The organism is Prosthecodimorpha hirschii, assembly GCF_001305515.1.
Lineage (GTDB): Bacteria > Pseudomonadota > Alphaproteobacteria > Rhizobiales > Ancalomicrobiaceae > Prosthecodimorpha > Prosthecodimorpha hirschii.
Map to the genome: position 1 here is coordinate 2,063,522 of NZ_LJYW01000001.1, position 24,555 is coordinate 2,088,076.

The 24,555-nt window shown below is 70.5% G+C and carries 23 protein-coding genes; 14 read left to right on the forward strand and 9 right to left on the reverse strand.

All coding sequences use genetic code 11. The features are described 5' to 3' along the window. The first annotated feature begins 9 nt into the window (after positions 1-9). The 7 genes from ABB55_RS09035 to ABB55_RS09065 all read left to right on the forward strand — a co-directional run bounded on the left by ABB55_RS09035 (position 10) and on the right by ABB55_RS09065 (position 6,676). Positions 10-903, forward strand: coding sequence for an NAD(P)-dependent methylenetetrahydromethanopterin dehydrogenase (locus ABB55_RS09035; protein ID WP_054358521.1), 894 nt, complete (start codon positions 10-12; stop codon positions 901-903). After that, a complete protein-coding gene (locus tag ABB55_RS09040) occupies positions 887-2,092 on the forward strand; it encodes an ATP-grasp domain-containing protein (RefSeq protein ID WP_244472003.1) in 1,206 nt (401 codons plus the stop codon). The genes ABB55_RS09035 and ABB55_RS09040 overlap by 17 nt, the downstream gene beginning before the upstream one ends. 14 nt (positions 2,093-2,106) lie before the next feature. After that, a complete protein-coding gene (gene mch / locus ABB55_RS09045; protein ID WP_054358522.1) occupies positions 2,107-3,069 on the forward strand; it encodes a methenyltetrahydromethanopterin cyclohydrolase in 963 nt (320 codons plus the stop codon). A gap of 13 nt (positions 3,070-3,082) precedes the next feature. After that, the gene (locus ABB55_RS09050; RefSeq protein WP_244472004.1) at positions 3,083-3,988 is read left to right on the forward strand and encodes an ATP-grasp domain-containing protein; all 906 of its coding nucleotides are present in this window, start codon (positions 3,083-3,085) and stop codon (positions 3,986-3,988) included. After that, positions 3,985-4,818 carry a triphosphoribosyl-dephospho-CoA synthase gene (locus ABB55_RS09055; protein ID WP_054358523.1) on the forward strand — a complete coding sequence of 278 codons (834 nt, stop codon included), beginning with the start codon at positions 3,985-3,987 and terminating at the stop codon, positions 4,816-4,818. The genes ABB55_RS09050 and ABB55_RS09055 overlap by 4 nt, the downstream gene beginning before the upstream one ends. A 203-nt stretch (positions 4,819-5,021) precedes the next feature. After that, entirely contained in the window at positions 5,022-5,528 is a 507-nt protein-coding gene (fae, locus tag ABB55_RS09060) for a formaldehyde-activating enzyme (protein WP_054358524.1), read from the forward strand. A gap of 353 nt (positions 5,529-5,881) precedes the next feature. Beyond that, on the forward strand, positions 5,882-6,676 hold the full coding sequence (locus ABB55_RS09065) for a serine protease family protein (protein ID WP_083463482.1): 795 nt from the start codon (positions 5,882-5,884) through the stop codon (positions 6,674-6,676). A 291-nt stretch (positions 6,677-6,967) separates the two neighbouring features. Here ABB55_RS09065 and ABB55_RS09070 read toward each other — a convergent pair whose 3' ends face one another. From ABB55_RS09070 to ABB55_RS09080, 3 genes are all read right to left on the reverse strand, one after another. Then, the gene (locus tag ABB55_RS09070; RefSeq protein WP_054358526.1) at positions 6,968-7,222 is read right to left on the reverse strand and encodes a hypothetical protein; all 255 of its coding nucleotides are present in this window, start codon (positions 7,220-7,222) and stop codon (positions 6,968-6,970) included. A gap of 618 nt (positions 7,223-7,840) precedes the next feature. Then, complete coding sequence (locus ABB55_RS09075) at positions 7,841-8,083, reverse strand: hypothetical protein (RefSeq protein WP_054358527.1); 243 nt, start codon at positions 8,081-8,083, stop codon at positions 7,841-7,843. 439 nt (positions 8,084-8,522) lie between these two features. Then, positions 8,523-9,212: a HisA/HisF-related TIM barrel protein gene (locus ABB55_RS09080; RefSeq protein ID WP_054358528.1), complete on the reverse strand. Its 690-nt coding sequence runs from the start codon at positions 9,210-9,212 to the stop codon at positions 8,523-8,525. Between the two features lie 243 nt (positions 9,213-9,455). Between ABB55_RS09080 and ABB55_RS09085 the strand changes: the two genes are divergently transcribed. After that, the gene (locus ABB55_RS09085; protein ID WP_054358529.1) at positions 9,456-10,487 is read left to right on the forward strand and encodes a hydantoinase/oxoprolinase family protein; all 1,032 of its coding nucleotides are present in this window, start codon (positions 9,456-9,458) and stop codon (positions 10,485-10,487) included. A 1-nt stretch (position 10,488) separates the two neighbouring features. On the opposite strand, the gene ABB55_RS09090 is transcribed toward ABB55_RS09085, so the two are convergent. Beyond that, positions 10,489-13,428, reverse strand: coding sequence for a DUF2339 domain-containing protein (locus tag ABB55_RS09090; protein WP_054358530.1), 2,940 nt, complete (start codon positions 13,426-13,428; stop codon positions 10,489-10,491). A 361-nt stretch (positions 13,429-13,789) separates the two neighbouring features. Here ABB55_RS09090 and ABB55_RS09095 point away from each other — a divergent pair, with 361 nt between their 5' ends. The 3 genes from ABB55_RS09095 (at position 13,790) to ABB55_RS09105 (ending at position 16,403) form a co-directional block, all read left to right on the forward strand. Further along, complete coding sequence (locus ABB55_RS09095; protein ID WP_054358531.1) at positions 13,790-14,053, forward strand: hypothetical protein; 264 nt, start codon at positions 13,790-13,792, stop codon at positions 14,051-14,053. Positions 14,054-14,214: 161 nt separating this feature from the next. Next, the gene (locus ABB55_RS09100; RefSeq protein WP_054358532.1) at positions 14,215-15,084 is read left to right on the forward strand and encodes a 4-(cytidine 5'-diphospho)-2-C-methyl-D-erythritol kinase; all 870 of its coding nucleotides are present in this window, start codon (positions 14,215-14,217) and stop codon (positions 15,082-15,084) included. Positions 15,085-15,194: 110 nt separating this feature from the next. Beyond that, on the forward strand, positions 15,195-16,403 hold the full coding sequence (locus ABB55_RS09105) for an MFS transporter (protein WP_152981986.1): 1,209 nt from the start codon (positions 15,195-15,197) through the stop codon (positions 16,401-16,403). Between the two features lie 87 nt (positions 16,404-16,490). Here ABB55_RS09105 and ABB55_RS09110 read toward each other — a convergent pair whose 3' ends face one another. Then, a complete protein-coding gene (locus tag ABB55_RS09110) occupies positions 16,491-17,507 on the reverse strand; it encodes a polyprenyl synthetase family protein (protein ID WP_054358534.1) in 1,017 nt (338 codons plus the stop codon). 167 nt (positions 17,508-17,674) lie between these two features. Between ABB55_RS09110 and ABB55_RS09115 the strand changes: the two genes are divergently transcribed. Together ABB55_RS09115 and ABB55_RS09120 are read left to right on the forward strand one after the other, a co-directional pair. Then, complete coding sequence (locus tag ABB55_RS09115; RefSeq protein WP_054361931.1) at positions 17,675-17,908, forward strand: putative signal transducing protein; 234 nt, start codon at positions 17,675-17,677, stop codon at positions 17,906-17,908. Continuing rightward, positions 17,905-18,891 carry a tRNA1(Val) (adenine(37)-N6)-methyltransferase gene (locus tag ABB55_RS09120; protein WP_244472005.1) on the forward strand — a complete coding sequence of 329 codons (987 nt, stop codon included), beginning with the start codon at positions 17,905-17,907 and terminating at the stop codon, positions 18,889-18,891. The genes ABB55_RS09115 and ABB55_RS09120 overlap by 4 nt, the downstream gene beginning before the upstream one ends. A 107-nt stretch (positions 18,892-18,998) precedes the next feature. Here ABB55_RS09120 and ABB55_RS09125 read toward each other — a convergent pair whose 3' ends face one another. The 3 genes from ABB55_RS09125 to ABB55_RS09135 form a co-directional block, all read right to left on the reverse strand. Continuing rightward, positions 18,999-20,126 carry a hypothetical protein gene (locus ABB55_RS09125; protein WP_054358535.1) on the reverse strand — a complete coding sequence of 376 codons (1,128 nt, stop codon included), beginning with the start codon at positions 20,124-20,126 and terminating at the stop codon, positions 18,999-19,001. Between the two features lie 135 nt (positions 20,127-20,261). Next, a complete protein-coding gene (locus ABB55_RS09130) occupies positions 20,262-21,350 on the reverse strand; it encodes a hypothetical protein (protein WP_054358536.1) in 1,089 nt (362 codons plus the stop codon). A 51-nt stretch (positions 21,351-21,401) separates the two neighbouring features. Further along, positions 21,402-21,842, reverse strand: a complete 441-nt coding sequence (locus ABB55_RS09135; RefSeq protein ID WP_152981987.1) for a type III secretion system chaperone — start codon at positions 21,840-21,842, stop codon at positions 21,402-21,404. Positions 21,843-22,243: 401 nt separating this feature from the next. Between ABB55_RS09135 and ABB55_RS09140 the strand changes: the two genes are divergently transcribed. After that, a complete protein-coding gene (locus tag ABB55_RS09140; RefSeq protein ID WP_054358538.1) occupies positions 22,244-22,621 on the forward strand; it encodes a hypothetical protein in 378 nt (125 codons plus the stop codon). Between the two features lie 159 nt (positions 22,622-22,780). Here the strand turns inward: ABB55_RS09140 and ABB55_RS09145 are convergent, their stop codons facing one another. Next, positions 22,781-24,454, reverse strand: coding sequence for an electron transfer flavoprotein-ubiquinone oxidoreductase (locus ABB55_RS09145; RefSeq protein WP_054361932.1), 1,674 nt, complete (start codon positions 24,452-24,454; stop codon positions 22,781-22,783). Positions 24,455-24,555 lie beyond the last annotated feature (101 nt).

Below are 24,555 nucleotides of genomic sequence, written 5' to 3' on the forward strand. Positions count from 1 at the left end.
CCGGGGGAAATGTCCAAAAACATCCTGCACATGCTGACGCCGCTCAAGCATATGAGCCCGTTCGACGTGAACATGGCGGCGGATGCCGGCTTCGACGTGATCGCCACCTACACGTCGGTCACCCCCGAGGAGGTGCGCGGGCTGGTCCAGGACGCGATCTTCTCGCGCTCGCCGGCCGATGCGGTGCGCCAGGGCGTCTTCTTCGCCGGCAAGAACGCCATCGCGGCGCTCGACATGATGAAGACGGCCGAGGACAGCCTCGTGCCGCCGTTCCTGATCAACCTGATGGCCGACCCGGCCGGCTCCTTCACGACCGCCGCCGGCATGGTCGCCTGCGCGGCGAAGCTCCTGGAGACCCGGTTCCAGACCAGCTTCAAGGACAAGACCGTGGTCATCTACGGCGGCACCGGCGTGGTCGCCTTCTCGGCCGCCGTGATCGCCGCCGGCGAGGGCGCGCGGGTGAAGCTGGTCGGCTATGACGGCACCAAGCGGGTCGGCGCCATCGCGGCCGACATGAAGGCCCGCTTCGGCGTCGACGTGGAGCCGGCCGACGGCTCCTCGCCCGAGAAGAATGCCGAACTGGCCCTCGATGCCGAGGTGCTGTTCGCCGCCGGCCCGGCCGGCGTGCAGATCCTCAATGCCGACCAGGTCGCCGCGGCGAAGAAGCTGCTGGTCGCGGGCGACGTCAATGCCGTGCCGCCGCCCGGCATCCACGGCATCGACGTGTTCGCCAACGGCGAGCCGCTCGGCATCGGCGACGGCGTCGGGCTCGGCGCGCTGGCCATCGGCAACGTCAAGTATCAGGCGCAGAACCGGCTGTTCCGGCGGATGATCACCACCGGCGAACCGCTGGTGCTGGATTTCCGCCATGCCTATGCCGAGGCCCGTGCCTTCATCGGCTGACCGGACGTTGCGCGCGGACCTGCCCCCGCCGGCGGTCGATGCGGCCGAGGCCGATCCGGCGAGAAAAGCGGCGGCCGGCGGCGCCTGCCTGCTGGTCGCCGCGCAATCCGGCCGGGCGCTCGCCGCCGCCGCGCGGCGGGCCGGGTTCGTGCCGCTGGTCGCCGACCTCTTCGCCGACAGCGATACCCGCGCGCTCTGTCCGGCCGCGATCGCGGTCGAGGGGGCCCTGGCGACAGGTTTCCGGCGCGACGGCCTGGTCGCCGCGCTCGACCGGTTGGCGGCCGCGGCCCCCGCCCCGCCGATCGGCCTGGTGCTCGGGTCCGGTTTCGAGGACCGGCCGCGGCTGATCGAACGGCTGGCGGCGCGCTACGGCCTCCTCGGCACGGCCGGTCCGGGCGTGCGCGCGGCCAAGGACCCGCAGAGCCTCGCCGCGGCCTGCCGCCAGGAAGACATTCCGCATCCGCCGATCGCCCGCACGGTGCCGGAGGCGGGCGACTGGCTCATCAAGCGCATCGGCGGATCCGGCGGCGTGCATGTCCGCCCCGCGCGCCGGCCCGGAACGCTGCCGCGCGGGCGCTACGCGCAGGCCTTCGTGCCCGGCCGGTCGGTCTCGCTCGGCTTCCTGTCGGACGGCATCGACATCCGCCCGGTCGGCTTCGCGGAGCAATGGGCGGCGCCGACCCCGGCGCGGCCGTGGCGCTTCGGCGGCATGGCCGGCCCGGTCCGGCTGCCGGAGACCGTCGAGGCCGGCATGATCGAAACCGCGCGCCGGCTCGCGCGCCGCTTCGGGCTGCGCGGCCTCGCCAGTCTCGACGCCGTTCTGGACGGCGAAGACTGGACGCTGGTCGAGATCAACCCGCGCCCGGGTGCCGCGCTCGATGTGCTCGATTGCGGCGAAGTGCCGCTGCTCGCCGCCCATATCGCGGCCTGCCGCGGCTATTTGCCTGAAATGAAAGTCGTTTCCGCTATGGTCCGGGGCATCGGGATCGTCTATGCGACGAAGCCGATTGCTGCGGTGCTCGCTGCCGAGTGGCCCGCTTGGGTATTCGATAGGCCGGACTCGGGCGGTTCGATCGGGGCGGGAGATCCGATCGCGACCGTGACCGCCGAAGCGCCGGATGTCGGGGCGGTCCGCGCCCTGATCGAACGGCGCTCGGCATGGCTGCGCGCGGACTGCGGCGCGACGTAAGGGGGAAGAGGTCGATGGCGGGTACGGGTACGAAGCCGAGCGTGAACCGGTCGGCGGCTCCGCTCGTGGAGGCGATGGCGGCGGAGGCGGACAGCCTGCGCGTGGCCGTCCTGGCCGGCCCGCTCGGCTGCCGCCTGATCGATGCCGGTGCCACCCGGCGCGGCGGCATCGAGGCCGGGCGTCGGCTGACGGAGATCTGCATGGGCGGGCTCGGCCAGGTCGCGATCGTGCCGTCGCCGAGCACGCCGCGCTGGCCCTTCGCGATCCGCGTCGGCGCGACCGACCCGGTCGTCGCGTGCCTCGGCAGCCAGTATGCCGGCTGGAGCCTCGCCGACGACGGCTGGTTCGCGCTCGGCTCCGGCCCGGCGCGCGCGCTCTACGCCAAGGAGGACATCTTCGCCGACATCGCCTATGCGGACCGGGCGGCGAGCGGCGCCCTGGTGCTGGAGACCGACACGGCCCCGACCGAGGCCGTGGTGCGCATGGTCGCCGACGGCACCGGGCTCGATCCGGCCGCGCTGACCTTCCTCTACGCCCCGACCCAGAGCCTCGCCGGCTCGACCCAGGTGGTCGGCCGCGTGCTCGAAGTGGCGCTGCACAAGGTGCATGCCCTGCACTTCCCGATGGAGCGGATCGTCGACGGCATCGGCATCGCCCCGCTGGCGCCGCCCTCGCCCGATTTCGTCACCGCCATGGGCCGCACCAACGACGCGATCATCTATGGCGGCACGGTGCATCTCTTCGTCGAGGGACCCGACGACGACGCCCGCGATCTCGCCCAACGCCTGCCGAGTTCGACCTCGCGCGACTACGGCGCGCCGTTCGGCGAGGTCTTCCGCCGCTTCGGCGGCGACTTCTACGCCATCGACGGCATGCTGTTCTCGCCCGCCGAGGTGGTCGTGACCGCGCTCGAATCGGGCAACAGCCATCGTGCCGGGGCGATCGCGCCGGGTCTCGTCGACGCCTCGTTCGGCTGACGGGGACGGGCGGGTGCCGGATTTCTCCGACACGATCGTGGTCTTCGCCGACGGCCGCGACAGCCATGTCCGGGGGCTGGTCGCCGGCTTCGCGGTGGCCGGGCGCGACAGCCTGATCGTGCCGCTGGAGCGGGTGACCATCGCGACCGGCGGCGCCGGCGATCCGGTGCGCATCCCGGGCCTCGACGGGCGCCTGCCGCGCGCCGCCTTCGTGCGCACCATCTCGGCCGGCAGTTTCGAGGCGGTGACGGTCAGGCTCGGCATCCTGCATGCCCTGGTCGCCGCCGGCTGCACGGTCTGGAACCGGCCGCGGGCGATCGAGGCCTGCGTCGACAAGTCGATGACCAGCCTCATGATCGCGCGCGCCGGCCTGCCGACGCCGGCCACCTGGGTGACCGAGAGCCGCGAGACGGCCGCCGCCATCCTGGCCGAATTGGGCGGGCCGCTGGTGCTGAAGCCGCTCTTCGGCGCGCAGGGCAAGGGCCTGGCGCTGGTGCGCGCGGCCGCCGACCTGCCGCCGCCCGAGGCCGTCGCGGGCCTCTACTATCTGCAGCGCTTCGTCGGCCCGTCCGAGGGCGGCTTCCGCGACCACCGCGTGCTGGTCTCCGGCGGACGCGTCATCGCCGCCATGCGCCGGCACGGCGAGACCTGGATCACCAACGTCCACCAGGGCGGCCGGCCCGAGGCCTGGGCGGCGGACCCGGCCGCGACCGAACTCGCCCTGGCCGCCGCGCAGGCCGTCGGCGCCGATCTCGCCGGGGTCGACCTGATCGAGGACGGCACGGGCGGCTACATGGTGCTGGAGGTCAATTCGATGCCGGCCTGGACGGGCCTCCAGAGCGTGACCGCGATCGACATTGCCGGGCGCATCGCCGCCGACCTGATGGCGGCCGCCTTCGGCGACGCGGCGCGGCCATGACGGCAGGCGCGCCCGACCCATCGGCCCTGGCGGCGGCCTTCGAGCGGGCCTGCCTGATGGAACTGCAGGCGCTGAAGCCCGGCAACGTGCATGTCCATGCGCCCGGCCATCGCATGACGGTCGCCGATTTCGAGCTGAGCGCCGCCGTCGCCGCGCCCCTGGTCGCCCGGCCGGGCGCGCGGGTCGGCCGTCGGGTGCGCGAGGCGGTCGAGGCGACCATGGCGGCCGTCGGCCAGAATACCAATCTCGGCATCCTGCTGCTGGCCGCGCCGATCCTGGCCGCGGCGGAGCGTGGCGGCGACCTGCGGGCGGATCTCGGCGCGATTCTCGCCGAACTCGATCGCCAGGACGCGGAGGACGTGTTCGCAGCGATCCGGCTGGCCAATCCGGGCGGGCTCGGGCGCGCCCCGGAGCACGACGTGCACGGCCCGGCCGTCGATCTGCACGCCGCCATGGCGGCCGCCGCCGACCGGGACTCGATAGCGCGGCAATATGTCACCGGCTTCGCGGATCTGTGGACGATCGGCCTGCCGGCGCTCGCCGCGGCTATCCGCCGCTCCCCCTTCGGCCCGGCGGCGGTCACCGAAATCTACCTCGCCTGGCTCGCCGCCCGACCGGATAGCCACATCGTCCGCAAATTCGGCGCTGATATAGCTGAGGACGTGCGAAAGACCGCGGAAACCTTACGCGGCGCTACCGCAAGGTCAGGCGGGCATGACGAACTGATGAAATGGGACGCGGCCTGGAAGCGGCGCAGCATAAACCCTGGAACCAGCGCGGATTTGACGGTTGCGACGATTTTGCCGCACCTAATCCGGCCAATTACGTGAATACGCGTAGGGCCGCTCTCTTGCCGCCTGACAGCGGCCGGATTAGGCTCCGCTCCGTCTGGGAAATGTCCGTCCTATCTGGCGAACCGGCTCGCGCTTCGGATCGTGCCGAATGTCGGGTGCTGCAGCAAGGATAGACCGGGGGTCCGCGGTGCAGGGATCGCCCTGCCGTGGAATTTCTTTGTGTACCGGGAGGTTTACTGATGGCGAAAATCAACAAGGTCATGGTCGGCGAGGCTCTCGTCGGCGACGGCAACGAGATCGCTCACATCGATCTGCTGGTCGGCCCGCGCAACAGCGCCGCCGAGGCGGCGTTCTGCAACAGCCTGACCAACAACAAGGACGGCTTCACGTCGCTGCTCGCGGTCATCGCGCCGAACCTGCCGTGCAAGCCGAACACCTTGATGTTCAACAAGGTCACGATCAAGGGCGCCAAGCAGGCGGTCCAGATGTTCGGCCCGGCCCAGTATGCGGTCGCCAAGGCCGTGCAGGACTGCGTGGCGGACGGCACCATTCCGGCCGACGAAGCCGACGACGTCTACGTGCTGGTCGGCGTGTTCATCCACTGGGAAGCCGAGGACGACGCGAAGATCCAGTCGTTCAACTACGAGGCGACCAAGCTCGCTCTGAAGCGCGCCGTCGCCGGCGAGCCCAAGGCGGCGGAAGTGACCGCCAAGCGTGATTCTGTGAAGCACCCCTTCGGCGCTTAGATAGGAAACCACCCTGGGCAGCCGGAAACCCCGGCGATGCCGCGGGGTCTGCTCCAGCGGTTGGTTGCCAAATTCTTCGGCAAATAGGCTCGAAGAGCGAAACGGGGACGGCGAACGCGCCGTCCCCGTTTTCGTTTCCGCATCGCAGCGAAGACGGCCTGTTGCGCCGGCTTTCCGGCAATGTCTTGTGCCGAAACGTCTTTCAATCTCAATTATTGTACAGCCCAAGCCTGACATGAACGTCACGAAAGCCGCCCAAAGAGCGGTCCGTTCATGCTTAATTCAATCGCTCGACAAAGGGCCTCTTCGCCTATTACGCTCGCACGATCGTGAAGAGTGGCGAGGCTCTCCGGATGACCAGACGTCTGACGCGGCATGGAATGCTCGGATGCGCGCTTCTGGCTCTTGCCGGAGCCCCACCGGCTCTCTCGTCCCCGGTGACCGGGCCGGATGCGACGGTGGTGGTCGGCCGCGACACGCGCAGCAGCGCCCTGCCGCCGGGCGAAGTCGGCAAGTCGGCCTTCGCAGGATCCTGGGGCGCCACCGGCACGATCGAATGCGGCGGGATGCGCTCGACCGGACAATTGACCGGGCGCGGCGATCTGGTGACCACCGCCGCCCATGCGCTCTATGACGAGAACGGCCAGTCCCGCGCCGCATCGGGCGCCTGCCGCTTCATCATCGCGGTCGGCGGCACCACAAGATCGATCGCCCTGAAGCCGGACCCGGCCCGCTGCGGCTCGACGCGGCCCTACGGCATGGCCGGTCACCATGATTGGGCGGTCGGCCGGCTGGCCGAGCCGGTCACCGGAATTCGCCCCTATCGCCTCGGCCTGCCGCCGAGCCCCGGACAGGGAATCGTGGTGGTCTCCTACAGCCCCGAACGGGGCCGGACCGTGGACCATTGTCAGGTCCGCGAGGTGGTCGAGAAGAGCGACGGCGGGCCGCGCGAGATCCGGACCGATTGCACCGGGCGCGGCGGATTGTCCGGTGCCGCCTATCTGACCACGGGACCGGATCCGGCCATCGTCGGCATCCATGTCGGCTATCGGTCGGCGACGCCGGGCAGCGCCGCCCCCTATTCGTCGAGCCACTACACCTTCGGCACCACGGCCGAACGGCGCTTCAAGGCCGCCGTCGCGGACTGACCGTACCGCCGGCCGCCCCCCTGCCCTCGCCGCATCAGGCGCCGGGCAGAACCGCATGCCGCGAAGCGGTGTCGCCACAAGATGCGGTGTCGCCACAAAAAGGAAGTCCCGATCCGCATCCGGCCTTTCGAGGACCGCCTGCGGATCGGGACTTTGCCTGAACCCAATCTGCGTTCCGAACGGTCAACCGCCCGGCCCGTCTGTTTCGTCCCGTCGATCCCGACCAACCGGGTCGAGCGACGATCGAGGTCGGGGACGGCGCATCGCGCCGTCCCGGACGACCTGACCCGATCAGTTCTTGTTCTGGTCCTGAGCCTGGCGCTGCTCGAACTGCTGCAGACGCTCGCGATCGGCCTGGCTGAGGCCGGTCACCGGGGTCGCCTGGCGGCCTTCATAGACCGTCGCGGCGCGGGCCGCCGGTGCGGTCGGGACCACGTCATAGACGCCCGAGCGGGTATAGGCATCGTCCGGCTCGGCCGAGGCGGCGCCGATGGCGGTGGCCGAGAGGAGGAACGCGAGAGCGGCGGTCTTGGTGATGATGGACATGGAAGTCTCCGTTTGCTCGCTGCGTCGGTGCAGCATGAGAGCTCATGTAATGGGTTCGATGGGCAGAAAAACCCCTCGTTCGATTGACGGTACTGTCCGCGTTTGTGAACATTGACGGTTGCGTGATCGGAAGATGACGCCAGCATCATCACTTCGTGATCGCACTTGAATTCGCTGATCGTGCCCATGAAAACGTATTCACGAATTCTCAGCAGGCAAATCAACGCGCAAACAGAAACGGCGCCGCATCCGGTCGGGTCGGATGCGGCGCCGCAAAGATGGTGGAACGGTTTCCCGGCCGGCCGCCGGCGGGATCGCCAGCGGCCGCCGATCGGGATGACTTCGGCGGCGAGGCCGCCACTGGTCGGATCGGGATCGCCGATACCGTCGTTCGCCGGTCGGCCTACGGGTCCGAGGCGCCAGGGCTCCAGTCCCCCGGGCTCCCGGGCCCTCAGGGCCCCATCCGATCAGAGCGGCTCGCTCTGATCGGATCAGCCTTCGCACCCCGGAACGGGCGGATCATCGGGCTGTTGACGCGACGCGACACGCTCACTTGCAACAGGGGCAGGCGAGGATGGCGTGCCGGGCTGCGGCCGACCGCGCCGGGGACCGCCGCGATCAGTTCTTGTTCACGTCCTGCATTTCGCGCTGCTCGAACCACTGCAGGTTCGTCTGGCCGGCCGTGTTGGTGACGGCCGGGGCGAGGATCGGGGTCGCCTGGCGGCCCTCGTAGACGGCGGCGGCCGGCGCGGCGTCATAGACGCTGGAGCGGGACGCGGCATCATCGGGCTCGGCGCTGGCGGCACCGATGGCAGCGGCGGACAGGATGAGGGCGACAGCGCCGATCTTGGTCATGGACATCTTTAGGCTCCTGTGTTTGAGCCGCCGGCTCGGCGGCCCGTGGTAAGCAAGTTCACATGACGATATTTAATCCTCTGCTGCGGACCTTCAATACCGATCGCGATTTTCAGCGTTGACATGACCGTTACTACATAATCACGATCGGATCATGCGTTCGTGATAGCAATTGAACAGCGCGTCATTTGTCCGTAACTGAACTTTTCCAGGGAACAAAATCGATATTACATTTTCGTAATCTTTGTCAGGTTGCGAAAGCGGCCGGCCATGCGCGCAGTCCGGGTCGTCGACACCGGCCTGGCAGGCGGAACCGACGACCGGGTTCGCCCGCGCGCGACCAATCAGGCGGGCGCCGGCTTCGAATGGCCGGGAGGGTCACGACGGCGGACGGTCGGCACGCGGGCGCCGCCCCGGATGGCTCGGTACCTGGCGAAAGAAGGGTTCAGGCCAGCGCGGCGATGTCGGCCGCCGTCAGTCGGCCGTCGTGGAGCGCGGTCGCCATCAGGGCCCCGGAGACGTCGAGGCCGCGCAGCGCCTCGAGATCGTCGACACCGCGCACGCCGCCGGCGGCCCAGAGCCGGGTGCCGGAGGACCGGCCGCGCGCGGCGGCCAGTTTGGCGAGATCCGGCCCGGCGCCGCTGCCGACCCGGGCCAGGGTCATGACGATCACGTCGTCGGGCCACAGCGCGGCGTCGGTCTCCAGGGCCGCCGGTCCGAGAAAGACGTCGCCGCGATAGTCGAGCGACAGCACCGCCCCGGCCCCGAGCGCCCGGGCAAGACCGGGATCGGTCTGGCTTTCCGAACCGATCACCAGGCGCGCGCGGTGGGCGCCGAGCCAGTCCCGGCAGGCGGCCGCGTCGGCGAGCCCGTTGTCGACCCAGAATTCGACCTGCGGCAGGGCGGCCGCCAGCGCGTCGACGATCGCGTCCGAGCGCCCCCGCCCCTCGATGCCGTCGAGGTCGGCCAGATAGAAGCGGCGGAACGGATGGAGCGCGACGAGCCCACGCGCCACGTCGAGCGGCGCTGCCGATGGGGCGAGCGGCGTCTCGATCGGCCGGTAGGCGTCGCGGTCGCCGTGGCGGGCGCGCACGACCAGACCTTGCTTCAGATCGAGAACGGGAACGACGTCCAAGGCGGCCTCCGGGTTTGGCAGCGCCGACCTTGGACGCCGCCTGCCGGGTTCGCAAGCGCGGCGGCGCGACCTTGGCATGCGCCCGCCGGGCGACGCGCCACCCCGAACGGCCCCGGGTGCGACCGTGACGGCCCCGGGGCGGGCACGCGCGATCCCGAACAACCCCGGGTGCGACCGTGGCGGGGCTGGCATTCGGACCGCAGGCCTGCTTTTCCTCGCACCGGCGAGAGACGGGAGACGGACATGCGGCGGATCGGCTGGGACATCGGCGGCGCACATCTGAAGGCGGCGGTCGCGGAGGACGGCCGCATCGTCGCCGTCGTGCAGGAACCCTGCGCCCTGTGGCAGGGCCTCGACCGTCTCGATGCGGCCTTCGCGGCGGTGCTCGGCCGGATCGGAGCCCATGGCCGGATCGGAGAGCGCGGCCGGCATCAGGCGACCATGACGGGCGAACTGGTCGACCTCTTCTCCAGCCGCGCCGAGGGCGTCGCCGCCCTGGCCGCGCGGGCCGCGGAGCATCTCGGCGCCGACGTGACGATCTATGCCGGCCGGGCCGGACAGATCGCCGCCGACAACGCTGCGGCCCATGCCGACGATGTCGCCTCCGCCAACTGGCACGCGACCGCCCGGCTGACCGCCGCCGCGCTCGGCGACGGGCTCCTGATCGACATGGGCTCGACCACCACGGACATCATCCCGGTCAGGGCCGGCGCGGCGGCGGCGCGCGGCTATTCGGATGCCGAGCGGCTGGCGACCGGCGAACTCGTCTATACCGGCGTGGTGCGCACGCCGCTGATGGCGCTGGCCGCCGACATCCCCTTCGCGGGCCGTCGGCTCGGCGTGATGGCCGAGCATTTCGCCACCTCAGCCGACATCTGGCGCCTGCTCGGCCGCCTGCCGGAGGGCGCCGACCAGCACGGCACGGCGGACGGGCGCGGCAAGTCGGTCGCGGAGAGCCGGCTGCGACTGTCGCGCATGGTCGGCGTCGATGTCGCCGAGGCGAGCATGGCGGCCTGGCGCGATCTCGCCGCCGCCTTCGCGGAGGCGCAGATCCGGCGCATCCAGGACGCCGCCGCCACGGTCCTGTCCGGGGCCGGCCTGCCGGACGCGGCGCCGGTCGTCGCCTGCGGGGCCGGCGCCTTCGCGATCGAGGAGGTCGCCCGGCGGCTGGGCCGGCCCTGCCGGCCGCTCGCCGATCTGATCCCGGCCACCGATCCCGCGCTCGCGCTGGCGGCGGCGGCCTGCGCACCCGCCGCCGCCATGGCGCTCCTTTAGATCAATCCGGCCGCGCCGCCACCGGCGTCGGGGCCGGCGTCGGATGGCGGAACAGCAGGCGTTGGTAGAGCAGCCCGATGCCGATCAGGATCGCGCCGAGCGCGATGAAGGACAGCGCCCGCCAGATGCCGGTCAGGGCCGACATGTCGTAGAGGAACACCTTCAGCACGGTCAGCGTGACGATCAGCGAGGAGGCCAGCCGGGCCGGCTGCGAGGCCGCCAGCAGGCCGCCGATCAGGAGCGCGACGCCGAAGCCGAGCCAGACCGCCGAATAGGTCCAGAGCTCTGCGTCGCTGGTCGGGCCGTGCCAGAGATCCGGCCCCTGGTAGACGCGGCGGACCATCAGGCTCATCCAGGCGAAGACGAGCACGACGCCGAGCGTCCGGAGACTCATGATCAGCTGCGGCGGCCGTACGCCCTCGGAGAGTTTCGCGGCGAGCAGCGCGGCCGCGGCCGGCAGGAGATAGCCGAGCATCAGGGTGGAGAAGACGAGATGGGCGACCGGCTCGCCGGTCAGCATCGGGTTTTCGAGCACCAGCGCGCCGAGGGCGGCGGCGGCGACGCCGGCGCCGGTGAAGATCACCCCGGCGGCATCGTAGACCCGCGAGCCGAGCCGGCCGGCGACCCGGGCGAGACCGGCGCTCATCAGGAAGGCCATGGTGGCGGAGAGGCCGACCTCGCCGAGATTCGATCCCGGCGCGAAGACATCGCCGTCATGCGACAGGTGGCGGATCTGGAAGAGCACGAGCAGGCCGGCGAAGATCACCGCCAGCGCTTCCAGGATGCGCTGCCAGACGTCGTCGCCACTCCGGCCGTCCACCCGGCCGCCCGTGCGACCGAAGGTCCAGGCCGCATAGGCGAAGCCGGCGGCCGGGATGCCGTAGCCGTAGAGCAGCCAGTTGAGGATCGGGCGCGTGCCGAGATCGTCGCCGACGATGCGCGGGTCCCAGAACACGCGCGCCAGCACGGCGAGGCCGGCGATGGCGGCGAGCGGGCGCAGCGCCGGGATCGGCCGGGCGCCGTGGACATGGGCGAGCGCCGGCACCATCAGGGCGAGCGCCACGGTCAGCGCGCCGCGTTCGAGCCCGATGGCGAGGCCGGCGCCGAGCGCCGCGATGCTGCCGACCGCATAGGCGGCGACGGCGCGTGCGGGCACGTCCGGCCGCTCCTGGCGTACGAGGAGCGCGGTCGCCGCCGCGAAGACCGCCGCCAGGACGAGGCCGCCGCCGGCAAAGGCGGCGCTCGATTCCCAGCCCGACGTCCGCAGCCAGGCGACGACCAGGATCATGACCGGACCGATCACGCCGGCCAGCGCGAACCAGCCGGCGGTGCGGTCGGCGCCGGGCGTCGCGCGGCGCGCGCCGAGGAAGCCGAAGCCGCCGGTCAGGGCACCGGCGAGGCCCGCCACGGTCAGGAAATCGACGACCACGCGCGGCCGCAGGGCGACCAGCCCGTCGGCCCCATAGGCGAAAGTATCCGCCCAGAAGGCCGGATTGACCTCGACCTTCCAGGCCAGCACCGAGATGACGGCGAGGAGGCTGGCGGCGAGCGTCGCCGGGGCGACCGCCGCCACCCCCCAGGCGAGCGCGAAATGCCCGGCCACCACGATGGTGGCGAGCAGGCGGCTGCCGGTGCCCTGCAGGTCCTGCAGGGTGCCGACGAAGGCGAGCGCGGCGACGACCGACAGCCCCAGCACGGCGAAGCGGTCGGTCGGCCGGTCCTCCGGCAGCCGCGACCAGCCATGCAGCGAGACGACCAGGATGGCGGCGGTCAGTCCGTAGAGCCCGGCCACATAGGCGAGGAGCCAGCCGGTGTCCGGGCTCGGCCGGCCGATCTCGACCAGGATGGGGAAGAACCAGGCGGCGGCGAGGCCGAAGGCGCCGCCGGCAACCCAGCGCCAGAGCCGCAGCCGCGCCAGCCCGAAGGACGAGGCGGTGACGATGAGGAGATAGGAGACCAGCGCCGGGACGTTCGGATCCTTGCTCTCGACCAGGAGCGGCGTCGCATAGGCGCCGAGCAGGCCGAGCGCCGCCAGCCAGGGGCCGTGCAGCAGGGCGAGCGCCAGGGTGGCGAGGCCGACCAGACCCAGGCCGAGGAAGGCGGTCGCCGGGCCGATGAAGCCGTAAAGCGCATGCGCGCCATAGACGGTCGCGAAGGCGCCGATCGTGCCGGCCGCCGTCAGGGCGCCGGGGATATGGGCGACCGGGATCTCGCCGATCGGGCGGGTGATCTCGTTGCGGCGCAGATATTCGCCGGCGGCGAGCAGGGCGGCGGAGAACAGGGCCGCGAAGGCGATGCGCGCGGCCGGGCCGAAGAAGCCCTGCTCGATCGAATATTTGACCATGAAGACCGCACCGAGCGCGAGCGCCAGTCCGCCGATCCAGACGGTCCAGCGGGTGCCGAGGGTCTCCTCCAGGCTGCGGGACGGCGGAGCGGGCGGCGGCGGAACGGCCGCATCGCCGGCAGCCGCGGCGTCGGCGCGCGAGGGGTCCGCCGCCTCGGCGACGGCTTCGGCCGGGTCGCCCGAAGACGGTATCGGCCCCTCCGGACCGGCCTCGGCGGCGACGCGGGCCGCGCGAAGGGCCGAAGCCGCGTCCTCGGCGGCCTCTTGCATCTCCCGGAACCGGCCGATGACGGCGCCCCGCTCGTCGAGCATCACGGGGGCCGCGCCGGTCTCGCCCGCGGCGATCGGGGCGCCAAGGGCTGCAGTTCCCGCGACCGGGGCCGCCGTCGCCGCCCCTCCGGCCTCAAGCGCGATCAGGCGCCGCTCGACCCGGTCGATGCGGCGGGCGACATCCTCCAGGGCGATCTCCAGCCCACGCCGGTTCGCCGTCAGATCGTTCAGGCGCCGACGGGCCCCGAGGCTGAAAAAGAACCCGACGACCCCGGACACGGGAATCGCGAGCATGATCAGTATGCCGAGGATTTCCAGACCGCCCATGGTCGATCATCCCTAAAATGAACATTGTTCATATTAGCAGACGCACCCTCATTCTTCAAGGGGCGCTCCGCGCCGGCATGCTTCAAGGGGCGCTCCGCGCCGGTAGGCTGCAAAGGCGCTGCGCACCGTCACGCTTCACGGGCGCTCCGTACCGTCGTGCTTCAAGAGCGCTGCGCGCCGGTCGGCAGCGTCGCGCGGAAGCGATGTGCCCCACGCCCCGCGATCTCCGGCGTAGCGGACCAGGGAACACAACCCTGTTCTCCTTATGCGCGCAGTTCATCGATATTATTATTCTGGGATGCATGTCCGCCATCGTCCATGCTCGCTGTCCGCAAGACCGAAGACGACGCGGAGGACAGCCATGCGGGCTGCAGCCACCACCCTTCTTCTCCTGTCCGCTCTCGCCTGGCCGTTCGGGGCCGGCGCCAACACCATCGCGGCGCCCGACTCCGTCGCGGTGCCCGGCTCCGTCGCGGTACGCGGCACCGACGCGGTGCCCGGCAGGACGCCGTCGGCCCCGGCGGCCGTGACGGAGACGGCCGAGCGGCTGGCCTGCAGCGGCTGCGGCTGTCGCGGCGGCGGCGGCTATCGGCTGCCGAGCGGGAAATGCGCACCGCGGCGCTGAGCGCGATGGACGTCGGGGTGCCGGGCGCTGAGCGCGCTCGACTCGACGTCGGGGCGCCGGGGTCCCGGCGAGCGTCGGGGCGCCAGCCCCCGGCCGGCGATGCCGATTGCGGCCGGCCGGTGCGGCTTGCTAAGACACGGCCGTCCCATCCGGAGCCGCCCGTGCCCGCCCCCGACCACGTCGCCGAACCGGCCCCGGCCAAGCTGAACCTCGCCCTGCATGTCACCGGGCGGCGGCCGGACGGCTATCACAGCCTCGACATGCTGGTCGCGTTCGCGCCTTTCGGCGACCGGGTGACGGCGGAGCCGGCCGAGACCCTGTCGCTCGCCCTCACCGGCTGTTTCGCGGCCGGCCTTTCCGCCGGTCTGGACAATCTCGTCCTCCGCGCGGCCGGCGCCCTGGCCGACCGGGTCGCCGCGCGCGGGCGGCCGCGACCGGGCGCGCGGCTGACGCTCGACAAGGCCCTGCCGGTGGCCTCGGGCATCGGCGGCGGCTCGGCCGATGCGGCGGCGACGCTGAAGGCGCTGAACCGGCTCTGGGATGCCGGCCTCAATGACGCGGACCTGGCGGCGCTCGGGCTGGCGCTCGGCGCCGACGTGCCGATGTGCCTGGCCGGCCGGCCGGCACGGGTTTCCGGCATCGGCGAGACGGTCGCGCCGCTCGCCGGCCTGCCGGACTTCGCGCTCGTGCTGGTCAATCCGGGCGTGCCGGTCGCCACCCCGGACGTGTTCCGCGGGCTCGACCGGCGCGACAATCCGCCCCTGCCGGCCCTGCCGGCGCAATTCGCCGACCTCGATCATCTCGCCCGATGGCTCGGCGAGACCCGCAACGACCTGCGCGCGCCGGCGATCGGCCTCGTGCCCGCGGTGGCCGAGGCCGAGCGCGCGCTCGCCGCCTGTCCGGGCTGCCGCTTCGCGCGCATGTCCGGCTCGGGCGCGACCGTCTTCGGCCTCTTTCCCGATCGGATCGCCGCCGCCGGGGCCGCGCATGCGCTGCGCCGGACATTTCCGCATTGGTGGGTGGCGGATTGAGCGGCTAGCCGGCCGATCCCGGTCATGTTAGCCACGAAACTCCGTGCGTCACCGAGTTGCGCTGCGCCGGCCTCTCCCCGAAGGTCCCCGTCGAGACAGGCCCGCCGGCCATGCCGCTTCTCCATTTCATGCTCGTCGGCTGCGCCCAGCTCGTCGGCATCGGCACGATCTATTTCACGATCGCGGTGATCGCGCCGGCCCTGTCGCGCGACACCGGCGTTTCGCTCGCCATGGTCTTCGGCCTGCTCAGTTCCGCCATGCTGACCGCCGGCCTGCTCGGTCCGACGCTCGGCCGCCAGATCGATCGCGGCGGCGCGCGCGGCATCCTGATCGCCGGCTCGGTGATGGGTGCGCTCGGGCTGGTCGGACTGTCGGCCGCCCAGGGGGTGGCGAGCATCGGCCTGTCGCTGCTGGCCCTGCAGATCGGCAGCCAGATGGCGCTCTACGAGACCATCTTTCCGGCCCTCGCCAAGGTCGATGCGGCCGGCGCGCGGCGGCGGATCGCCACCGTGACGCTGTTCGGCGGCTTCGCCTCGACCGTCTTCTGGCCGGTGACCGGCCTCCTCTCCGACTGGCTCGGCTGGCGACAGGCCCTGATGGTCCTGGCGGCGCTGGAGCTTGCGGTCTGCATCCCGATCTATGTCGTCGCCTTCGCGCCGCGCCGGCAGATCCTCGAGCCCTCGTCGGACATCCGGCCTGCGGAGCCCGCGGCCGCCCTGCCGCCGGTCGAACCGCTGCCGCGCCGGGCCGCCCTGCAGGTCGGCATCCTGCTGGCGATCGCGATCGCGGCGATGAGCTTCGTGTTCAATGCCATCGAGCTGACCTTCGCGGCGCTGTTCGCCTCGCTCGGCGCCGCGCCCGGCACGATCATCGCCATCGCGGCCATGAAGGGACCGGCCTCGGTGATCGCGCGCGCGGCCGAACTGATCGCGGGCGAGCGCGTGCATCCGCTGACCAAGGGCATCGCCATGACGGCCGGCATGGCGCTTTCGCTGGTCATCGGGGCCTTCGGCGCGCCGAATCCGGTCGCGCTCTGGGTCTTCGCGATGCTGCTCGGCACCACCCAGGGGCTGTTCTCGATCGTGCGCGGCACGATCCCGCTCGCCCTGTTCGGCGCCGGCGGCTTCGGAGAACTGCTCGGCCGGATCGGCATCGCCCGGCAGATGGCGATCGCCTCCGCCCCGGCCGTCACCGCCTTCGTCATCGACCATGCCGGCGCCGACCACGCGCTTGGGCTGATGGCCGTGCTGAGCCTGGTCGCGCTCGTCGCGCTGGCGGCGGTCGCCCGGATCGTCGCCGGGGTCCGCGCCGCCGCCTGACCGGCGACCTTATGGCCCGCCCAACGGCGCCGGCAAGCCGCGAGACGCGGAGTCGGCGGCAAGCCCGGGCGTCAGACGGTGTGGTCGTCAGTAGGCGCGGGCGACGCAGAACTCGACGACTTCGAGCAGCGCGCGCTTGTGCTCGCTCTCGCGGAACGGCGCCAGCGCATCGCGCGCGACGGCACCATAGTGGCGCGCCCGGTCGACCGTGTCGGCGAGCGCATTGTGGCGCTTCATCAGGTCGACGGCGCGGCCGAGATCGCCCTCGCCGATCTCCCCGCCCTGCAGGCAGCGCGTCCAGAAGGCGCGATCCTCGTCCGAGCCGCGCCGATAGGCGAGCACGACCGGCAGGGTGATCTTGCCCTCGCGGAAGTCGTCGCCGACATTCTTGCCGAGCTTGGCCGACGAGCCGCCATAGTCGAGCGCATCGTCGACGAGCTGGAAGGCGAGGCCGAGATTGGTGCCGTAGCTGCGGAAGGCGGCCTGCTCGCCGCGCGGCCGGCCGGCCACGACCGGGCCGACCTCGGCCGCCGCCGAGAACAGCGCCGCCGTCTTGGCCCGGATCACCGCCAGATACTCGTCCTCGGTGGTGGCCATGTTCTTGGCCGCGGCGAGCTGCATCACCTCGCCCTCGGCGATGATCGCCGCCGCATCGGACAGGATCGACAGGGCCTGCATGACGCCGACCTCGACCATCATCCGGAAGGCCTGGCCGAGCAGGTAGTCGCCGACCAGGACGCTGGCCTGGTTGCCCCACAGCTTGCGCGCGGCCAGCTTGCCGCGGCGCATGTCGCTCTCGTCGACCACGTCGTCGTGCAGCAGCGTGGCGGTGTGCATGAACTCGACCGCGGTGGCGAGCCGGATATGGCCGTCCTCCCGATAGCCGCACATCTGCGCGGCGGCGAGGGTCAGCATCGGGCGCAGCCGCTTGCCGCCGGAAGAGATCAGGTGGTTGGCCACCTCCGGGATCATGGCGACATCCGAGCCCGCCTTGGACAGGATCAGAGCGTTGACGCGGTCCATGTCGTCGGTGACGAGGCCGATGAGCCGGTCGATCGACGGCTCCGGATTCTGGATCTCTTCAAAAGGTACGACGACGCCCACGGAGGAAGGCTCCTTATTTCGTGCGCGCGGGAGCATAGGGATGTGGCGGTCCGGGGACAAGAGACGCTGACGTCGTGGATCGTCACCGAGATAGTCCCGCCATGCGGGAATGAATTCCGTCGGCGCCCGGGATGCTCTAAGCTTGACCGGCGGGAGGACTCATGACGATGGAAGAACTGGTGCGTTCGAACGACATCGTCCTGATCACGACGGTGGATGCGCTGCTCCAGGGCGCGGGCATCGCCCATCTCCTGCTCGACACCCATATGGCGACGCTGGAAGGCTCGCTCGGCATCCTGCCGCGGCGCATCCTGGTCGACAGCGAAGAGATCGCGCGCGCCCGGCGCATCCTGACCGATGCCGGCCTCGGCCACGAACTGCGTCCGGCGAAAAGCGCGTGAGCGCGGTGCCTGCAGCCGCCGCGTCGCCGGCACCGGACGGTGCGCCATCCGGTGAAGCGGCCGGCGGAGCGCACGCCCATCCGCCGCCTCCCGGCGATCCCGCCACCACGCTCGACCGGTTCCTCGGCGGGCGCCTGATCATCGAGCAGCCCGCGCGCGGCGCGCATCGCGCCGGGCTCGACGCCATCCTGCTGGCCGCAACCGTCCCGGCCGGGGCCCGAGGCTTGCTGGTCGATCTCGGCGCCGGCGTCGGCACCGCCGGGCTGGCGGCCGGCCTGCGCGCGCCCGACCTGGCGCTTCACCTGGTCGAGCGCGATCCGGCGACCGCGCGGCTCGCCCGGGCCAATGCGGCCCGGCTGGCGGCCCAGTTGGCGGCCATTGGGCGGATGGCGCCGATCTCGGTGATCGAGATCGACATCGCCGCCAAGGCGTCGCTGCGCGAGGCGGCCGGGCTCGGGCGCGAAAGTGCCGATATCGTGATCATGAACCCGCCCTATTTCGCCCCGGCCCGGGTGCGCGCCTCGCCGGCCGGCGCCCGCGCGGCCGCCCATGTGCTGCCCGAGGCGGCCGGACGGCCGGAGGCGGCCGGACGGGTCGAGCCGGGCGACGCCGGCCCGGATGCCCCCGGCCCGGACGCCTCCGGTCCGCACCGCCCGCCACGGCGCGAGGGCGAACCCGGCGGTCTGGCGGTCTGGACGCGCGCGGCGGCGGCGCTCGCCCGGCCGGACGGGAGGCTGGCGCTGATCTTCCGCGGCGACGCGCTCGGCGAAATTCTGGCCGCCCTCGACGGCCGCTTCGGCGCGCTCGCCATCCGGCCGATCCATCCGCGCGACGGGATGCCGGCGCACCGGCTCCTGGTCACCGGCCGCAAGGGCAGCCGGGCCGCGCCCACGATCCTGCCCGGACTCGTGCTGCATCCGCCCGCGGGCAGCGACTATCTGCCCGGGGCGGATGCGATCCTGCGCGGGGAATCCGGTCTGTGACGGCCGGACCGGCGCCCGACGACCGACGGCTGGCGGGCGACGACCGGCGGGCGGCGCCCGATGACCGGCAAGGGTCCGCGATCGGATGCGACCCCTGAGATCTTCGATCAGCCGATCCGGACCGCCGACAGCAGGCGATCGAGGCCGGACATCAGCGCCATCGACGGCGACGGCGAGTGGTTGCGATCGAAATAGGGCATGTTCTTCGGCGCGTCCCAGTCGACCGCATATCTGTTGTCGGAAAGATAATCGCGGATGGGTTCGTTGATCTCATTTCTCGCCGACATGTGCTTTTCGTAGGCGTTCTTGAGCTTGCCGAGCTTACCCGACGGATCGGCGTCGCCGAAACCCTGGAGCTCGTGCCGCGCGCCAAGGTCGTCCAGGAACAGCGGCGCATTCTGATCGTTCGGCGTCCGGATCCCGTAGTGCCGGGCGATTTCCGAGGAAAGGATGGATTCCGGATTGAACCAGCGCCGGTTGGCGATGCCGCACAGGTCGTTGACGAGATTGTCCCGGTTGTTGGACGTCTCGAAATCCCGGAAGACCTTGTCGAGGTCGGCCTTGCCGCCGAAGCTGTCCTTCGGGAACAGGGCTTTGAGCAGGGTCTTGGTGCCGTCGTCGAGCGGCGCGCCATTGTTGAGATTGTCGATGATCGCCAGCGCGGTGCCGGCGCCGAGTTCCGGGATGCAGAGCCCCTTCACGGCCAGGTCGACCTCGTTCGACTTGTTGCCGCCGTTGATCTGGCCGAACGCGAAGGCGATCCCCGGGAGATTGTCCTTGAAGGCCGTGGTCAGGTCGCCGCCGTTCTGCAGCGACCGCGCCAGATCGTCGATGGACCCGGCGATCCGCTCGGCGTCGTCCAGCTGCTGCTTGATCGCGATGACGTCCTGGTTGGTCATCCGGGCGACGACATCGCCATCCTGGTTGACGAAGCGGCTCATCAACCGATCGGCCAGCGCCTGCACCTTCGGGTTCTTGCCCTGGACGTAATTGTCGACGCTCTTCTTGACCTCGAGCGTGCCGGCGTCCTGGCGCTCCGGGTTGCTCTTGTTGAAGAGCGACCGAAAGCCGCCCTTGTGGCCATAGACCACGACCCCGCCCAGTCCGTCGCTCTTGGCGCGGATATGGCCATCGGCCTTGGACTGCGAGGCGACGTTGGCGATGTCGTCGAGGGACGCGACGTTCTGGTTGCCGGTCGGCGTGTGGGCGATGCGGTTGGTGTTGAGATTGACCATGACCTGGTCCTCCACATCTCTGAAAGGGTCGACTGTCGGGGGTGGCCGGGCTCAGACCCGCATCATCATCTCGTCGCCGGACAGCGGCTGCGTCGCCCGGACAGCGGCTGCGCCGGCTCGGCCGGCGCGGCGGCCTCAGCCCTTCAAGCCGACCACGTCGAGGAACTTGTCGAAGCTGAGCGCCAGGGCCTGGCCGTTGGTGGGCGCATGGCGGACGACGCCCATTTGTTGCCCGATGTTGTTGCCGTGCAGCCGTTCGGGCGGCGCCTCCAGGTGGCGCTCGTAGGCATTGACCAGCTTGTCGAGCTTCTCGTTCGCATTCGCCCCGCTGAAGCCGGCCAGATGGTTGCGGGCGGCTTCGTCGTGCAGATAGACCGGCGCGCGGATGTCGTTCTGCCGCGGCAGCTCGGGATGATTGTCAAAGTCGACGCTGCCACAGGATTGCTCGGCGAAGAAGCGGTTCTTGATCGCATCGGCGAGGCCGCCGATCAGGGCCTCCCGGTTGCCGGACTCGTCGTAGCGGTTGAACAGTTGGTTCAGATTGTTGCCGCGGGCCTGCGAGTCGTTTCGGTGCAGATCCATCAGGAGCTTGCGGTCGCTGGGCAGCAGGTCTCCGCCATCGCCGAGCTTCTTGAGGACGCCGAGCGCCAGACCGGCATTGATCTCCGGGAAGGCGATGTTGTCGAATTTGTCACCGCTCTGCGGCCTGTAGTGGCGCATGTTCGCCAGTTCGATGCCGTCGGCAATCGACGACAGGCGCGGCGTGACGGCGAGCAGGAAATTCGACGGGTCGCGTTTCAAGGCCTGGTTGATCACGCCGAGCCCCACCGTGGCATTCTCGGCCTCGTCGAGCTTCTGCTTCAGCGTCAGGATGTCCTGATTGGTGATGTTTGCCGTGACATCACCACCCTTGGAGACGAAACGGCTCAGGAATTGTCTCGCAACTTCCTGGGTCTGCGGATTCTTGCCCTGAACGTAGTGCTCCAGGCTCTTCTTGACCTCGAGCGTGCCGGCGTCCTGGCGGTGCGGGTTGCTCTTGTTGAAGAGCGACCGAAAGCCGCCCTTGTGGCCATAGACCACGACCCCGCCCAGCCCGTCGCTCTTGGCGCGGATTTGGCTGTCGGCCTTGGACTGCGAGGCGACGTTGACGATGTCGTCGAGGGACGCGACGTTCTGGTTGCCGGTCGGCGTGTGGGCAATGCGGTTGGTGTTGAGATTGACCATGACCTGGTCCTCCACATCTCTGAAAGGGTCGATTGTCGGGGGTGGCCGGGCTCAGACCCGCATCATCATCTCGTCGCCGGACAGCGGCTGCGTCGGCTCGGCCGGGGCGGCGAGCACCGCGCGCCACTGTCCGGCGCGGGCGGCGAGCGCCGGCAGGCCGGCGGCCAACCCGGCCTCCGCACCCTGCAGGGCGAAGGGAGCCGCGAGCGTGATCCGGGTGCCGTCGGGCGACAGGCCGAAGGCCAGGCCGCCGGTTGCGGCGGCTTCGCCGTTCATCGTCATCAGCAGGCGAACCGTCGCGTCCGCCGGTCCGGTGGCGTCGGCGAGCGCGCCGGCATCGACCGTCGCATAGATCAGACCGCGCTCGGCTTCGATCTGGATCGCCACTTCGGTCTCGGCATCGAGTTCGACGACCCAAAGCCCCGAAGTCTCGTAAGCCGTGACGCTCTGCCAGCCGGCCCCTTCGGCCACGCGGGCCAGCATGATGCTCATGTCATTCGGTCCCATGCCCGTCCCATCCTCTATTGATGTTCGTCGCCCTGCCGGCGTTTGACTTCCCGTCAGAGTATGACCGACGCATAAATTGCATGCAATGATCATCGCCCCAATGAAAGGCCAGTCCGGCTTCGTTTTTTTGTTTCGAGCCCCCTCCGTGAGCCGTCTTGACGCGACTGCATCGGGTGGCGAGTTCATGGAAAATCTTGTCCCACAAAGCCGCACCGTCCGGTGTCACCGATATGACAGGCCGATTTCGTGGCGGGCCCATTCCATCGCCACACAGCGGCGAGGCGTCCGTGGGACAGGCGGGTGGGCGCTTTGGGCCGTTCCAAGCCGGGCGGCAAAGGGCTACTCTCCCGCCCCATCCGCAGCATCGCCCGATCCAGGGGGAAACCATGACTGACCGTTCGCTCGCCGCCGCCCTCGTCCTGGCCGGCCTCCTCGCCACCGCGACCGGCGCGCCGGCCTTCGCCCAGTCGCTCGACGGGCGCTATTCCGGCGCCTCCTCGATCGCCGGCGGCACCGGCAAGTGCTGGGGCAATGCGCCCGCCGACGCGATCGTCTCGGCCGGCACGGTGACGATCCGCTACGTCGCCTATGACGGCACCGATTCGCCCGTCGTCGCCACGATCGGCAAGGACGGCGCCTTCGCGGCCAGCCAGACGATCCAGGGCGGCAAGACCGTCACCTATGCCGGCAAGGTCAACGGCCGCCGCGTCACCGCCAACTGGAAGGGCCCCGACTGCTACGGCACCCTCGACCTGTCGCGCTGAGCCAACGCCCGCCCGATCCGGCCCGCCCGATCCGGCTGACCCGCCGGATCGCCGCGAGGACCGATGACGATCGAAACGGAACGGCCCCCGTCCTGAAGCGCTCAGGGCGGGGGCCGTTCGACGTTCAAGGCTGCACGCGCGCCGTCCGGCGCGGATCCGTCACATGTTCGGATAGTTCGGGCCGCCGCTGCCTTCCGGCGTGGTCCAGGTGATGTTCTGGTTCGGATCCTTGATGTCGCAGGTCTTGCAGTGGACGCAGTTCTGCGCGTTGATCACGAAGGTCGGCTCGCCGTTCTTCTCGACCCACTCGTAGACGCCGGCCGGACAATAGCGGTTCGACGGGCCGCCATAGGTGCCGAGTTCGTCGGTACGCTGCAGCGACAGGTCCTTGACCTTCAGGTGGATCGGCTGATCCTCCTCGTGGTTGGTGTTCGACAGGAACACCGAGGACAGCCGGTCGAACGAGATCTTCCCGTCCGGCTTGGGATAGGCGATCTTCGGCATGGTCGCGGCCGGCGCCAGGCTGGCATGGTCGGCCTTGCCGTGGCTCATGGTGCCGAACAGCGAGAAGCCGAACAGTTCGTTGGTCCACATGTCGAGCCCGCCGAGCGCGACGCCGGCGACCGTGCCGAGGCGCGACCAGAGCGGCTTGACGTTGCGCACCTTGTAGAGGTCGCGACCGATATCGCCGCCGCGCCATTCGGCCTCGATCTCGTGGACCTCGTCATGGGCGCGGCCCGTGGCGAGCGCGTCGGCGATCTTCTCGGCGGCGAGCATGCCGGACAGCATGGCATTGTGGCTGCCCTTGATGCGCGGCACGTTGACGAAGCCGGCCGAGCAGCCGATCAGCGCGCCGCCCGGGAAGGTCAGCTTCGGCACCGACTGCCAGCCGCCCTCGGTGATCGCGCGCGCGCCATAGGACACGCGCTTGGCGCCTTCGAAGATGTCGCGGATCGCCGGATGGGTCTTGAAGCGCTGGAACTCCTCGAAGGGCGACAGCCAGGGATTCTTGTAGTTCAGGTGGACGACGAAGCCGACCACGATCTGGTTGTCTTCGAGATGGTAGAGGAAGGACCCGCCGCCGGTGGAGAGATCGAGCGGCCAGCCGAACGAGTGCTGCACCAGGCCGGGCTTGTGCTTGGCCGGGTCGACCACCCACAATTCCTTCAGGCCGATGCCGAACTTGGCCGGCTCGCGTCCCGCCGACAGGTCGTATTTCGAGATCAGCTGCTTGGCGAGCGAGCCGCGCACGCCCTCGGCGATCAGCGTGTACTTGCCGAGCAGCGCCATGCCGCGCGCATAGCCGTCCTTCGGCTGGCCGTCGCGGCCGATGCCCATGTCGCCGGTGGCGACGCCGATCACGGCGCCGGCCTCGTCGTAAAGCACCTCGCTGGCGGCAAAGCCCGGATAGATCTCGACGCCCAGCGCCTCCGCCTTGGCGGCCAGCCAGCGGCAGACATTGCCCAGGCTGACGACGTAATTGCCGTGATTGTCCATCAGCTTCGGCATGGCGAAATTGGGGAGGCGCAGCGAGCCGGCCGGGCCGAGCAGCAGGAAGCGATCCTCCGTCACCGGCGTCTTCAGCGGCACGTCCTTTTCCGAACGCCAGTCCGGCAGCAGCCGGTCGAGCGCGATCGGGTCGATCACCGCGCCGGACAGGATATGGGCGCCGACCTCCGAGCCCTTCTCGAGCACGACGACGGAGATGTCCTCGCCGCGCGCCGCCGCCAGCTGCTTCAGCCGGATCGCCGCCGACAGGCCCGCCGGGCCGGCGCCGACGATGACGACGTCGAATTCCATGCTCTCGCGCTCGGGAAGTTCCATCGCCGCCATCTCGCTCCGCTCCTTCGCGCTCGCCATCGGCCGCCCGGATCCTCCGGGACCCGCGCGACACGCCTGATCGTCAATCATGGGTCCGACGCCGGTTCTGTCCG

Coding starts and splice junctions, on each gene's coding strand:
- mch (WP_054358522.1), top strand. CDS start 2,107: ATGGCGGGTACGGGTACGAAGCCGAGCGTGAACCGGTCGGCGGCTCCG.
- ABB55_RS09095 (WP_054358531.1), top strand. CDS start 13,790: ATGCGGGCTGCAGCCACCACCCTTCTTCTCCTGTCCGCTCTCGCCTGG.
- ABB55_RS09115 (WP_054361931.1), top strand. CDS start 17,675: ATGGAAGAACTGGTGCGTTCGAACGACATCGTCCTGATCACGACGGTG.
- ABB55_RS09140 (WP_054358538.1), top strand. CDS start 22,244: ATGACTGACCGTTCGCTCGCCGCCGCCCTCGTCCTGGCCGGCCTCCTC.
- ABB55_RS09035 (WP_054358521.1), top strand. CDS start 10: ATGTCCAAAAACATCCTGCACATGCTGACGCCGCTCAAGCATATGAGC.
- ABB55_RS09070 (WP_054358526.1), bottom strand. CDS start 7,222: ATGTCCATCATCACCAAGACCGCCGCTCTCGCGTTCCTCCTCTCGGCC.
- ABB55_RS09055 (WP_054358523.1), top strand. CDS start 3,985: ATGACGGCAGGCGCGCCCGACCCATCGGCCCTGGCGGCGGCCTTCGAG.
- ABB55_RS09085 (WP_054358529.1), top strand. CDS start 9,456: ATGCGGCGGATCGGCTGGGACATCGGCGGCGCACATCTGAAGGCGGCG.
- ABB55_RS09105 (WP_152981986.1), top strand. CDS start 15,195: ATGCCGCTTCTCCATTTCATGCTCGTCGGCTGCGCCCAGCTCGTCGGC.
- ABB55_RS09130 (WP_054358536.1), bottom strand. CDS start 21,350: ATGGTCAATCTCAACACCAACCGCATTGCCCACACGCCGACCGGCAAC.
- ABB55_RS09075 (WP_054358527.1), bottom strand. CDS start 8,083: ATGTCCATGACCAAGATCGGCGCTGTCGCCCTCATCCTGTCCGCCGCT.
- ABB55_RS09065 (WP_083463482.1), top strand. CDS start 5,882: ATGACCAGACGTCTGACGCGGCATGGAATGCTCGGATGCGCGCTTCTG.
- ABB55_RS09125 (WP_054358535.1), bottom strand. CDS start 20,126: ATGGTCAATCTCAACACCAACCGCATCGCCCACACGCCGACCGGCAAC.
- fae (WP_054358524.1), top strand. CDS start 5,022: ATGGCGAAAATCAACAAGGTCATGGTCGGCGAGGCTCTCGTCGGCGAC.
- ABB55_RS09145 (WP_054361932.1), bottom strand. CDS start 24,454: ATGGCGGCGATGGAACTTCCCGAGCGCGAGAGCATGGAATTCGACGTC.
- ABB55_RS09090 (WP_054358530.1), bottom strand. CDS start 13,428: ATGGGCGGTCTGGAAATCCTCGGCATACTGATCATGCTCGCGATTCCC.
- ABB55_RS09135 (WP_152981987.1), bottom strand. CDS start 21,842: ATGAGCATCATGCTGGCCCGCGTGGCCGAAGGGGCCGGCTGGCAGAGC.